The sequence below is a fragment of the Desulfomonile tiedjei genome, from assembly GCA_016212925.1.
GTDB lineage: Bacteria > Desulfobacterota > Desulfomonilia > Desulfomonilales > Desulfomonilaceae > JACRDF01.
In genome coordinates this window covers 19,668-31,860 of record JACRDF010000039.1, presented here as the reverse complement: position 1 = coordinate 31,860, position 12,193 = coordinate 19,668, and the positions used below count along the sequence as shown (strand labels likewise).

Genomic DNA, 12,193 nt, shown 5'->3' with positions numbered 1-12,193 from the left:
GGCAAGAAAAGGGACCGCTCCCCGCTCTACTCGCGGCAGGTGCATGGTACGCCGTGCGTCTACGATCAGAGTCGCGTCCTGAAGGATTGCAGCGAACAGCCGATTGAGGCTTGTCGACCGCTAGGTTTTTAGGTTGATTTCCGCCTGAGGCCATCACATTGTCCCTTTATCGAAGTTTCAAGGTGCTCACCGCCATGAGAGCGAAAAAGATGGAGATGATCCAGAACCTCACAATCACTTTGGGCTCGGGCCATCCCTTCAGCTCGAAGTGATGGTGTATGGGAGCCATGTTAAAAATCCGCTTCCCTGTGGTCTTAAAAGAGGCCACCTGTAGAATTACTGAAACAGCTTCGATCACGAAGACACCGCCGGCGATGGCCAGCAAAATCTCGTTCTTGGTGACCACGGCCACAGCGCCCAATAGACCTCCGAGCGATAAGGAACCCACATCTCCCATAAAGACTTCCGCAGGATAGGTGTTGTACCAGAGGAATCCCATTCCTGCGCCGAGCATCGCGCCGCACACCACGGCAAGCTCCCCGGCACCCGCCACGTACGTTACCTGAAGGTACTCAGCCAGCTTGAGGTGACCTGCTACATAGGCGAAGAGCAGATAAGTGGCCCCGCAAATCATGACAGGTCCTATGGCAAGCCCGTCCAAACCGTCGGTCAGATTGACCGCGTTGGACGCGCCCGCTATAACCAGCGCGGCAAATGGTATGTACCAGATGCCTAGATCGGGATGAACGTTTTTGAAAAAAGGCACAGCCAGCGTGGTCTTGAACACCGGGTCCATCCAGAGCACCAACCCGACCAATGCTCCTATGAGAAGCTGAAGCCCCAGCTTGCGCTTGCCGCTCAACCCTCTGTGGCTGCGACGAGTAATTTTCAGGTAATCATCGAGAAATCCGATCGCGCCGTAAGACAGTGTGACAGCCATCACAATCCAGAAATAAATGTTGTCCAGACGCGTCCACAAAAGACATGAGAAAGTGAAGGCAAACAGGATCAGTATGCCGCCCATTGTGGGGGTGCCGCTTTTCTCAAGATGAGTCTGCGGGCCGTCATCTCTTATCATCTGTCCGATCTGGAATGCCTTCAAATAATCAACCAGAGGCCGTCCGAGCAGGAAGCTGATCATAAGCGCTGTCAATGTTGCCATGACCGTCCTGAAGGAGATGTATTTGAAAACATTAAACAGGATCAGACTCGAGCCCAACGGATATAGCAGGTGATAGAGCATCGATCAGTTCTCCTCCAATATCCGGTCGGCAATCAGTTCCATTTTCATAACCCGCGACCCCTTCACCAAAATCGTCCTGAATCTCTTGATATCATCACATATTGTGTCCCAGGCGGCTTGCCTGTCAGGGACCGGCGTGACGGACCTCTCGTCTCCTCCACCCGCAATAAAGCCTCGCGAGAAGGATCGTCCATGACGGCCCACAAATATCAGCCGGCTTATGCCCAATCCCGCAGCCTCGCGGCCCACCGACCGGTGAAGCTCCTCAGCCTGCTCGCCCAGTTCGGCCATGTCGCCCAGGATGGCCAGTGTCGCGGCGCCTGGAGATTTCTGCGCCAGCACTTCCAAGGCCGCCTTCACCGATTGCGGATTCGCATTGTAGCAGTCACGAATCAGCGTCCTATCGCCGGCAAGGGGCAGTATCTCCATCCGCCACTCGGGAGGGGCCAGTTCACTCAAACCCTCTGCGACATCCGCGAGGCTCATTCCGACGGCTGTGGCCGCGGCTGCCGCCGCGAGAGCGTCGGCCACGCTGTGGCGTCCCGGTATCTTGAGCCTTATGGCCTGCTTCCCTGCCGGAGCGATCATTTCGAAGAGGGTTTCATTGCCCAGTTCTATGCTCGCAGCGTGGAAATCACCTTTTTCCACGCCGAATGTGACGATCCGGCCGGAAAAGTCGCTCAAGAGCGGGGCGAGGTACGGGTCGTCAGCGGGCAGGACCGCCAGGCCCCCGGATCGCAGGCCCTTAACCAGTTTGAATTTTTCACGCGCGACGTTTTCGATGGAACCCAAACCTTCCAAGTGAACCGGGCCCACTGTGGTTATTACCGCGACATCCGGGGCCGCGGCTCGCGCCAGGTGATCCATTTCCCCGGGTTGGTTTATCCCGGCTTCGACCACCGCAACCGTGTGCTCGGGTCCCAGGCTGAGCACAGTCATCGGTAGTCCTATCATGTTGTTGAAGTTGGCTTGGGAGACCAAGGGATGGTGCGACCGTCCGAGGACGGCCGCTATCATCTCCTTGACGGTGGTTTTGCCCGAAGATCCTGTGACCGCGATCAGGGGGGTAGGATGCGATATACGGTGGGCTGATGCAAGGTCAGACAAAGCTAGGAGGGTATCCTGAACCTGGATCAGGATATAATTGGAAAGGTTCTGGGAGATTTCCCTGGTGATATCGCGGTCGATCAGGGCGCCTCGGGCTCCGGCTTCCAGGGCCGGAAACAGAAAATCGTGGCCGTCAAAGCTCGTACCCCTGAGGGGTAAGAACAGATCATTCTCTCTAATGTCTCTCGAATCGGTGGAGATGCCGTCGAAAGACGCGTCAGGTCTGCCGTGAAGCAGGATGCCTTTGCATACACGAGCAATATCGCCCGCCTGATATGGTCCGCTTTGGGCTCTCATAAGCCCCTCCTCGCCGGACCCGGTTGGAGGCTTTCTCTTGTATTGCTCTCACTCGTTCCTTGAACGTGCGCGGCTGCGGTTGCAGCACGTTTCTGAAGCTCTTCCCTTACCACTTCCCTGTCATCGAAAGGATAGCGCACTCCATTGATCTCCTGGTACGTTTCGTGGCCTTTGCCGGCCACCAGGAGGATGTCGCCGGTTTCAAGGTGTTTCACGGCCCACGCAATGGCCTCCCGTCTATCCGGTATGACCTGATAGCATCGAGGTTCGAGCGGCCGGCCATTGAGGTGTTCGACGCAAGGTTTGAGTCCGTAATCCCGGACTCCCGCCACCACCTGAGCTATGATCTCCAGGGGTTCCTCGGTGCGGGGATTGTCAGAGGTAACTACCACGAAATCGCTTCCTGCGGCCGCTTCCGTCCCCATTATCGGGCGCTTGGTTTTGTCTCTGTCGCCGCCGCATCCCATTACCGTGATGATTCGCTCGCTGCGAATTCCCTGAAGCGCCTGTAGCACGTTTTTCAGGGCATCCGGGGTATGAGCGTAATCCACGAAGATCCCGGCCCCAGGGCACGGAACACGTTCCAGTCTGCCCGGAACCACGTCAACGGTCTCAATTCCGCGCTGAATAGCCTTTTCGGGGATTTCCAGTCGCTCGGCCACAGCTATGGCCGCCATTATGTTCAAGAGGTTGAAAGAACCGGCCAGCCGAGAGGTGATTGGCAGCAGTCCGCGGGCAGTCCGCACTGTCCCGCGGATGCCGTCCGCTGTGAAATTAATCTCCTCGGGACATACCGCACACTCGCGCGAAGATCCGAAACCGATTACTGAAACGCCTTCTATTTCCCCGGCTAAACGGGCTCCAAAAGGATCGTCGAGGTTTACGATCGCTGTGGGATTCCGTTTCCCCGAACCCGGAAGCAGCCTGTTAAACAGGATGCGTTTGGCAAGATAGTAGTCCTCGATGTTGCCGTGATAGTCGAGGTGGTCCTGGCTTAAGTTGGTGAAGACCGCCACATCGAAATGACATCCGTCCAGCCTGCCAAGATGAAGCCCATGGGACGACGCCTCGATCACAGCGTGCGTCACCCCGGCTTCGGCCATGTCCCGAAACATGGCCTGAAGGTCCGATGCCTCTGGAGTGGTACGAGCGGCTGTGTGCTCGCTTCCGCCCCATCTGTACGTTATGGTCCCGACAACACCCGGGCATCCTCCGGCCGCCTCGATCATGGCCTCCAACAGAAAAGTGACGGTCGTCTTTCCGTTTGTCCCTGTTATTCCGACGAGTGCCATTTTCGTCGTGGGCTCGCCATAGACCATCGCTGCGATCGGGCCAAGGACCTTTCTGGTGTCTGATACCTTTATCCAGGCAATTTCCTGAAATTCCTGTGGGCGGGGAGTGTGAGCCACAACCGCCACAGCGCCCGCGCGTACGGCCGAACCGATAAACTCGTGCCCGTCACTGCTCTCGCCGGGCACCGCTACAAACATCCAGCCGGGAAGTATTTTTCGGCTGTCGTGGGTAACTCCTGAGACGAGCGCAGACGAGCTTCCATCCAGTGACGGGTTTTCCAGGACCCCAAGAATATCTTTTACTTCTACGCTCACGATGCTTGACCCTCGAAGGAGACCGTCAACGGCGCCCCTTCTTTCAGAACTTGTCCCGGCCTGGGCTGTTGGCGGACAGCGCGGCCCGTTCCCTCAAATGTGGCGTCACACTTCATCTGGCCGCAGGCCTCCACGACCTGCCACATCTCCAATCCCTTAAGATCGGGCACGATCCATTCGCCGGGGTGGGTCCCCTTTCGGACAGGAACGGTCCGGTAGTTAACCTGACCATATTTTCGCGGACCCAAACTCGAAGCGGCTAGTATGGCTTCGGGCAGGCTGGGTTTGCTTCCGCACAAGGCCACGATTCCTTCACCGATGCTCCGGAAGACCGGAACCGCGATTTTGCCGCCGGTTCTATTCTTGCCCGCGGGTTCGTCGATCATCACAAAGATGACGACCCGTGGCTTTGTGCTCATAAGCGCGCCCACAAAGGACGCAACATATTTGTCATTGGAGTACCCGCCGGCCCCATCGGCCTTCTGCGCAGTCCCTGTCTTTCCCACCACGTCAGCCCCTTGTATGGCTGCGCCCTTGCCGGTACCCTTCTGTACCGCCTGGCGCAGTATTTCTACCACACTTTGGGATGTTGGCTCCTTGACGACGCGGCGGACCAGTGTCGGAGGGTTTTCCCTTACGGTTTCTCCAATGGCGTTGGTAATCCGTTGCATCAATCGCGGCCTGTACAGAAGGCCACCATTTATGGCCGCGGCGAACGCGGAGGTCAGTTGCACCGGGGTCACGGCTATTCCTTGGCCGAAAGCAAGGTTGGCTTTGGTCAACACGGACCAGCGGCCCGGAATCGGAAGAGAGCCCGGCCGCTCGCCCGGAAGATCGATTTCGGTCGGAGAGGCGAACCCGAAGCCTTGTAACACTCCGTAGAATTCGCCCTTCTTGAGTTTCTCCGAAATCTTCACCGCTCCTATATTGCTCGAATGAATTATAACCTCTTCGAAGGAAAGCGTCTTGTGTGGAACGATGTCATGTATTTCCGAGCCGTTATATTTGAACACTCCGTTCATACAGTTGAATTTCTCGTTGGGGGTGATTCTTGCCAGGTCAATGGCCGAGGCAGCGAGAAAGACTTTGAATGTGGAGCCGGGTTCAAACGTGTCGGCAACGGCACGGTTCCTTCGAATGTCCGCCGAAGCTTTCTGAAACACGTTGAGATTGTAGGACGGACGAACGGCCAGGGCGAGAATCGCTCCGGAGTCCGCGTCCATAACGATCGCTGTGCCACTCTTCGCATGTTCCTTGAGGACGGCTTCTTCCAGCGCTCTCTCGGTAAGGTGCTGAATATTCGAGTCCAGGGTCAGATGGAGATCCCGTCTTTTGGGATCTCGCCCCAGCGTTGAAAACATTACGGGTCTTCCGAGCGCGTCCCGCTGAGCTGTAACGGGAATGGGATCGGCCTTAAGGTCTTGGTCGTAATACAGCTCGATGCCTTCCAGGCCGATGGAATCCATTCCGGCAAAACCAATGGTGTGCGCGGCGAAGCTTTTCAGCGGGTAAAAGCGCTGGTATTCCGTGACTGTCATTATGTCGGCAAAATCGGCCTTTTTCACTTTTTCCGTCACCAGAGGCGAAACCCGTCGGCGTATCCACACAAAGGTCTTATCTTCATCCATCTTCTGGAGGACTTCCTTTTCGTCCATCTCCAAGATCTCGGCCAGCTTCCTGGCCGTTTCTTTCTTGTCAGGGATCTTCCGCGGTCTGGCGTAAATGGAATCCACTTCCAGGCTCGCTGCAATCTGCTCGCCGGTTCTGTCAAAGATCATGCCTCGTCGAGCTTCGAGATGGATCACGCGCGTCCTTTGTTTTTCGGCTATCTTTTTTAGCCTTTCCGAATCGGCCACCTGCAACCTGTATGCGCGGACCATGAGCAACACCGTGCCTGCCGCGAACAGGATCGCGACAAGGGCGATTCGAACCGACACCCAATTTATCGGCTTTTCGCTACGGTACATGGACCACTCTATCCATGGGCGGAGAAACCAGGCCCTGTTTGGCCGCTTTCTTCTCGAGTTCGCCCGGAGATTGAAGGGAAGAGATTTCCAGTGTCAGCTCCCTGGTCCGTTTCTTAAGGTCACGGTTCTTCTCCTCCAAACTGGAAATCTCGTATCCTATCTGGACGAGCTGCATTCGGTGCCAGACATAAAACATTCCTATGACCAGCACCGCCGCGGCGATTATGATTGCCATCAGGTGACTCGCGCGCACAATTTCCGAATTGAGAACAGTCATTCGAAGAAACTGCGGCGCTAAACGCACCTGTCGCATAGTCATCTTGCCGACACTTACCAACTCGTTTTATTCCTTGTGCGACGTTCTTCTCTTGTCTGGCGATCGCCCGAGCGCTCCAGGACCCGCATGCGCGCGGAACGAGACCGCGGGTTCCTTCTTTGCTCTTCTTCGGAAGGCCGCACCGGCCGAGGCGTCACCACGGTCCACATTTGTGATTCCCTTTTCCTTTCCCTGAAAGAGAGCTTCACCAGACGGTCTTCCAAAGAGTGATACGAGACAACACAGAAACGGCCTCCCGGCTTCAGCAGGGACGGAATCTCTTCCAGCGCGGCGGTCAGATTCTCCAACTCCTTGTTGACGGCAATCCTGAGCGCCTGAAAGGTTCGGGTCGCGGGGTGAATCCGTCCCCTGCGGCCCCCGACGATTCTAGCCACCACCGCGGCCAAGTCCGAGGTGGTGAGCAATTGTCCGCGGTCCCGCGCTTGAATGATGCCGCGGGCTAGTTTTTTGCAATACCTCTCTTCTCCATATGTTGCAAGTATTTCCTCAAGTTCTTTGATAGAAATTGTTTGCAAGTATTCCAGAGCCGTCGGCCCGGAGTCGGTGTCAAACCTCATGTCCAAAGGGCTGGTACGCTGAAAGCTGAAGCCTCTCTCAGCATCTTCCAACTGGTCCAGAGAGAGCCCCAGGTCCAACACGGCCGCGTCCACGTCAGGCACACCGAGCGGCACCAAGACCTCTTTTGCTCTGTGGTACCCTGCGTGAATGGCCTTGAACCTCGGTCCGTATTCTTTCAGCCTGGCCGCGGCACGACGTACGGCCTCGGCGTCCAAGTCCAAGGCAATGACTCGGCCATCCGGTTCAGAGGCCTTAAGGATGGCCTCCGAGTACCCGCCCGCTCCTAGAGTTCCATCCAGATAGATCCCGCCTGGATGGGGCTGGATGGCCTGAAGCATCTCTTGGAGCAAAACGGGAACATGCAAACCTTTATCTCCAATGGATGGGACGCGGGTTGGCGCACCTTTGCACGGCTGCTCAAATTCCGTGTCCCACTGTTTTCCCGAGCGCATTGTCTGGATACCTGAAACATTCGAGCCTCTTCGGACCCGATCTTTTGTCAGGGAGGACTCGGTCTGTTTTTCGGACGGTCTTCGGGTTTATGCGCTCCTTTACGGCATTATCAAGAAATATTTATAAAATCAAGCCGACTAAGGTAAATCTATAATCCATAAGGTCACTTGTCAAGCTCTTTTTGCTTGATATTTTGGAAATTATAGTTTAACATTATTGGATTTTATTTCAACGCTACATGGATTACGGCTTCATCGCAGAGAGCGCAGAGAAGAGGTATGGCGCGCACGGCCGTGCGCGCCATACGCCGCTATCTCCTCGGCCTCTGCGTTGAGATGGTATCTGTAAATCCCCCGCGACAGCGAACGGTTGCGGCCGGTCCTTGTTTGGGCTTGACTAAGGCGCTCGCTGCGTATTACACTATGCCAAGCCGAAGTGGTGGAACTTGGTAGACACACCATCTTGAGGGGGTGGCGGGCGAAAGCTCGTGCCGGTTCGAGTCCGGCCTTCGGCACCATAAAGCACAGCAACGCCCGGCCTCAATGCCGGGTTTTTTTGTCCAAAAAGGTCGCGGAAGGGAACCTATCTGGGCTACGCGAATTACTTGCTTCCGGAATATGGGGGTATCATCATGTCGAAATTGCTAAGAATACTCAGTTGGAACGTTAACGGCATTCGCGCGGTGCAAAAGCGCGGTTTCATGGAATGGCTGGAGTCGGAATCACCGGACATCCTTTGCTTGCAGGAAACCAAGGCCTCCCAGGACCAACTCTCCGATGAACTCATCAATCCTTCGGGTTACCATTCCTATTGGAACTCGGCGCAACGCAAAGGTTACAGTGGGGTGGCTGTTTACAGCAAACAGGAACCCCTGAACCTGACGCTCAGCATGGGAATAAAAACCTTCGATGATGAAGGCCGATTCATACAAATGGACTTCGGTGATTTTATTCTTTTCAACGTCTACTTTCCCAATGGGAAGTCAGGACCGGAGCGACTTCAATTCAAGATGGATTTTTACGACGCATTCCTGGAGCTGATCGAGTCAATGAGAAAGCGCCAAAATCGGCTCATCTTCGTCGGTGACGTGAACACAGCGCATAATGAAATAGATCTGGCCAGGCCGAAGGAGAACTCCAAAATCTCCGGGTTCTTGCCCATAGAAAGGGAATGGATGGACAAAGCAGTGTCACATGGATATGTGGACACTTTTCGTCATCTTTATCCGGATACCGTCAAATATAGCTGGTGGGACCTGAAATCCCGAGCCAGAGAACGGAACGTGGGCTGGAGAATCGACTATGTGTTTGTGACCAAGGAGACGATCGATTCTGTCAAGAGCGCGTTTATACTAAACGAAGTCATGGGGTCCGACCACTGCCCGGTGGGAGTGCAACTGGAATCGAAATGAGCTGTCGGGGAGGCCTGCCGTGGGGATGACCTCGCCTTAAACGCCTCGTGTCGTCACCCTGGCAGGCGCCGACGTGCCTGCCGACCCGCTGGAAGATCGCATCACAACGCGAGACCACACTACCCAACCTTTATATGTCTCACAGCTTTGGGGACCTTACAAAGACGCTGTTGCCGGAGCGGGTAGGAATAGACTGCCCCACGACCCACCAGAAGATTCGGTTCGTGCTACGGGGGTTACACGTTAGAATGAGTTATTATGAGTAATAATAAGTTCATGTAGGTTCCAGAGCTTGACTCCTCTTTACCTCCAATGCTATCAACCTAACATTAACACCTATTGTTCACCCATCACGCAACCTTGAGAGGCAGCCCGCAATGAATACGCTTCTTTCCACCAAGCAGGTGGCGCAGTTACTAGGCGTCAACGAGAAAATGGTCTACAGCCTCATCACGGAAAAAGGCCTTCCAGGAACCAAGGTGACCGGAAAGTGGCTTTTCCCTCAAAAGCTTGTGGAACAGTGGATCGAGGCGCGGACCGTCAATCATCCACTGACCCCGAGTCCTTTGCCTGCTTATCACGGGCTCCTTATAATCGCAGGAAGCAATGACCTGCTCCTGGACAAGGCTATAGCTCTCTTCAATCGGCTCTACCGGGAACATATTGCGGTCTTTGGCAACCTCGGGAGCCTCGGTGGGTTGCGCGCGCTGAGGCGCAATTTATGCCATGTGGCTTCAAGCCATTTGCTCCAAGACGATTCAGAAGAGTACAACTTCCGGTTCGCGATCGAGGAACTCGGCGAGTTGCCCGCTGTGGTCAACTTTTGCCGGCGCCAGCAAGGGCTCCTCGTGGCAAAGGGGAACCCTCAAGGCATCAGTGGGATCGCGGACTTAGGCAGACCGGGTATCAGGATTGTGAATCGCCAGCCGGGAACGGGGACCCGTTTGCTGCTGGATCGAGAACTCAAGAAAGAGGGGATAGAAGCAAGCACTATAGATGGCTACCAAAATGAGGTTCAGCGCCATCTTGACGTGGGGCTGGAAGTGCTTTCCGGCAGGGTCGATGCGGGGCTGGCCATAAAGCCGGTGGCGGAAGTGCTCGGTTTGGATTTCATTCCTTTACGTTGGGAACGCTTCGACCTTCTCATCTCAAAGGACAAGTTCTTCGAGCAAGGTATTCAGCTCTTTCTGGGCTTACTCCATGAGCCGACCTTCATGGATCTCGCAAAAGGGGAAGATGGCTACGATCTCAGCATGAGCGGCAAGATGGTCTTCCCTCAGGAAGCCAAGTCCGCCTAATCGAACCGACGGAATTTGAGCGGCGCTCTGCGAGCATTCCGGAAACTCGCGACGCACGGCGCCTTTGCATTCCGATTTTTTGGAGGTACCGGTGAAAAGATTCTTTGTGATCTTGTTTTGTACGTTTCTTGTACACGCATCAATCAGCTTGTCTCTTGCCGAAGAGAAATGTACCGGCCTTTATGGTAGTGGACCGGAGAAATTCTCTCTTGCTACGGGCAGTCCCGGGGAGCTTGGCCTGCTGAAGGTATGGGGAGATGCATTCAGTTCGAAAGGCAATGCTACATTGTGCTGGGTAAAAGCCGGCTCCGGCGATTCCTTGAAGCTGCTCAAGGAGAAAAAGGTAGACATGATAATGGTCCACGCTCCTGCCGCGGAGAAGAAGGCCGTGGAGGAAGGCTGGGCAACCAAAAGCACTCTAATAGGCTCGAACGAGTTCTACATCGTGGGACCTGCCAACGATCCGGCCAAGATATCCGAGGCCAAGACAGCCGCTGAAGCCTATTCACGGATTGCCGATACAAAATCGAAATTCTTTTCCAGGGGCGACAACTCGGGCACCCACAAGAAAGAGCTGGCCGTCTGGAAGCAGGCTGGCATTTCCCCGGAGGGCGATTGGTATATCGTAACCAAGAGTTTCATGACCGCTACCCTGAAACGGGCCAATGCTGAGAAAGGATATTTCATGACCGACAGCAGCACATGGGTCGCGGAGAAGAACAATGTTCCGGACCTGAAGATACTGTTTCGAGGCGACAAATTCCTGATCAATACGTATCACGCTCTGTGCCAGCCTGAGGGAGCCACGCCGGGGGCGAAGACGGCTGCGAACTTCATTGATTTTGTGGCTTCCCAAGAAGGCCAGCAGCTTCTTCAGGACTATGGAAAGGAAAAGTACGGAGAAGGGTTGTACAACGACGCTGCTTATGCAAAAAAGTATGATGAATGAGAAATGGTAACCGTTCACCGGGACGGTCTCAAGGCCTTAGAATCACGATGGGGGAGGCTTGGAGGGGGAGATGGTCTCCCCCTCCATCCCCACCGGGCGCAGAGCCGCCTCAAGCCCGGTGAACGATTACGAGAAATGAGAGGTATGGAGATGAGAAAAGTCCTTGTATTAGTTGCCGTGTTCGCATTGCTTGCCTTCATGACGTGTTCGGTAGGCGCTGAAACGCGTCTGCGTATGAGCACCACCACCAGCACCGAGGATTCCGGCCTGCTGACAGTGTTGCTCCCGCCTTTTGAAAAGGCGGCCGGCGTCAAAGTGGACGTCATTTCCGTGGGCACGGGCAAGGCGCTGAAGCTCGGCGAAAACGGCGACGTGGATGTGGTATTGGTCCATGCTCGAGCCGCTGAAGACAAGTTCGTCGCAGAGGGCTACGGCGTTGACCGCCGGGACGTCATGTACAATGACTTTGTGGTTGTAGGCCCCAAGGACGACCCCGCAGGCGTGAAGAAGGCGAAGACCGCTGTCGAAGCTTTCAAGATGTTGGCTGAAGGCAAGGCGCCCTTTATCTCAAGGGGTGACGATTCCGGCACGCACAAGATGGAGCAGAGCCTATGGAAAAAGGCAGGGGTCGTCCCAAAGGGAAGCTGGTATGTGGAAGCCGGTCAGGGCATGGGCGCGGTGCTTCAGATGGCCTTTGACAAAAAGGGTTATACCCTGGCGGACCGCGGCAGCTTTATTGCCCAGGAAGGAAAGCTGGATCTGGCAATTGTCTTTGAGGGAGACAAAGACATCTTCAACCCGTACGGCATTATTGCGGTCAACCCGAAGAAACATCCGAAAACACAATATGACCTGGCAATGAAATTCATAGACTACGTGACAGGGCCTGAAGGACAAAAAGTTATCGCGGATTTCAAGCTCAACGGAAAGCAACTCTTCTTCCCATCCGCTGCCAAGAAGCCGTAG

At 55.1% G+C, this 12,193-nt stretch carries 10 protein-coding genes and 1 tRNA gene; 5 read left to right on the top strand and 6 right to left on the bottom strand.

Features of this window, described 5'->3' with window-relative positions:
• Window positions 1-166 precede the first annotated feature (166 nt).
• From HY913_15885 to rsmH, 6 genes are all read right to left on the bottom strand, one after another.
• Window positions 167-1,243 (bottom strand): phospho-N-acetylmuramoyl-pentapeptide-transferase, encoded by a 1,077-nt coding sequence (locus tag HY913_15885; protein MBI4964758.1) that lies wholly within the window; start codon window positions 1,241-1,243, stop codon window positions 167-169.
• Between the two features lie 3 nt (window positions 1,244-1,246).
• A complete protein-coding gene (gene murF / locus HY913_15880; protein ID MBI4964757.1) occupies window positions 1,247-2,647 on the bottom strand; it encodes a UDP-N-acetylmuramoyl-tripeptide--D-alanyl-D-alanine ligase in 1,401 nt (466 codons plus the stop codon).
• Window positions 2,644-4,254, bottom strand: a complete 1,611-nt coding sequence (locus HY913_15875) for a UDP-N-acetylmuramoyl-L-alanyl-D-glutamate--2,6-diaminopimelate ligase (protein MBI4964756.1) — start codon at window positions 4,252-4,254, stop codon at window positions 2,644-2,646. The genes murF and HY913_15875 overlap by 4 nt, the downstream gene beginning before the upstream one ends.
• The gene (locus HY913_15870; protein ID MBI4964755.1) at window positions 4,251-6,221 is read right to left on the bottom strand and encodes a penicillin-binding protein; all 1,971 of its coding nucleotides are present in this window, start codon (window positions 6,219-6,221) and stop codon (window positions 4,251-4,253) included. The genes HY913_15875 and HY913_15870 overlap by 4 nt, the downstream gene beginning before the upstream one ends.
• Window positions 6,211-6,456, bottom strand: a complete 246-nt coding sequence (locus HY913_15865) for a septum formation initiator family protein (protein MBI4964754.1) — start codon at window positions 6,454-6,456, stop codon at window positions 6,211-6,213. Before HY913_15865 ends, HY913_15870 begins: the two co-directional genes overlap by 11 nt.
• A gap of 95 nt (window positions 6,457-6,551) precedes the next feature.
• Window positions 6,552-7,496 carry a 16S rRNA (cytosine(1402)-N(4))-methyltransferase RsmH gene (gene rsmH / locus HY913_15860; protein MBI4964753.1) on the bottom strand — a complete coding sequence of 315 codons (945 nt, stop codon included), beginning with the start codon at window positions 7,494-7,496 and terminating at the stop codon, window positions 6,552-6,554.
• A 502-nt stretch (window positions 7,497-7,998) separates the two neighbouring features.
• On the opposite strand from rsmH, the gene HY913_15855 reads away from it, so the two are divergent.
• From HY913_15855 to HY913_15835, 5 genes are all read left to right on the top strand, one after another.
• Window positions 7,999-8,086 (top strand) — tRNA-Leu (locus HY913_15855).
• A gap of 114 nt (window positions 8,087-8,200) precedes the next feature.
• A complete protein-coding gene (gene xth / locus HY913_15850) occupies window positions 8,201-8,980 on the top strand; it encodes an exodeoxyribonuclease III (GenBank protein ID MBI4964752.1) in 780 nt (259 codons plus the stop codon).
• A 377-nt stretch (window positions 8,981-9,357) separates the two neighbouring features.
• Window positions 9,358-10,278 carry a helix-turn-helix transcriptional regulator gene (locus HY913_15845; protein ID MBI4964751.1) on the top strand — a complete coding sequence of 307 codons (921 nt, stop codon included), beginning with the start codon at window positions 9,358-9,360 and terminating at the stop codon, window positions 10,276-10,278.
• Window positions 10,279-10,384: 106 nt separating this feature from the next.
• The gene (locus tag HY913_15840) at window positions 10,385-11,227 is read left to right on the top strand and encodes a substrate-binding domain-containing protein (GenBank protein MBI4964750.1); all 843 of its coding nucleotides are present in this window, start codon (window positions 10,385-10,387) and stop codon (window positions 11,225-11,227) included.
• A 150-nt stretch (window positions 11,228-11,377) separates the two neighbouring features.
• Window positions 11,378-12,193, top strand: a complete 816-nt coding sequence (locus tag HY913_15835; protein ID MBI4964749.1) for an extracellular solute-binding protein — start codon at window positions 11,378-11,380, stop codon at window positions 12,191-12,193.

Excerpts from the sequence above, each read along its gene's own strand:
- HY913_15865 (MBI4964754.1), bottom strand. The coding sequence starts at position 6,456 with ATGGCAATCATAATCGCCGCGGCGGTGCTGGTCATAGGAATGTTTTAT.
- murF (MBI4964757.1), bottom strand. The coding sequence starts at position 2,647 with ATGAGAGCCCAAAGCGGACCATATCAGGCGGGCGATATTGCTCGTGTA.
- HY913_15845 (MBI4964751.1), top strand. The coding sequence starts at position 9,358 with ATGAATACGCTTCTTTCCACCAAGCAGGTGGCGCAGTTACTAGGCGTC.
- HY913_15885 (MBI4964758.1), bottom strand. The coding sequence starts at position 1,243 with ATGCTCTATCACCTGCTATATCCGTTGGGCTCGAGTCTGATCCTGTTT.
- HY913_15870 (MBI4964755.1), bottom strand. The coding sequence starts at position 6,221 with ATGTACCGTAGCGAAAAGCCGATAAATTGGGTGTCGGTTCGAATCGCC.
- xth (MBI4964752.1), top strand. The coding sequence starts at position 8,201 with ATGTCGAAATTGCTAAGAATACTCAGTTGGAACGTTAACGGCATTCGC.
- HY913_15835 (MBI4964749.1), top strand. The coding sequence starts at position 11,378 with ATGAGAAAAGTCCTTGTATTAGTTGCCGTGTTCGCATTGCTTGCCTTC.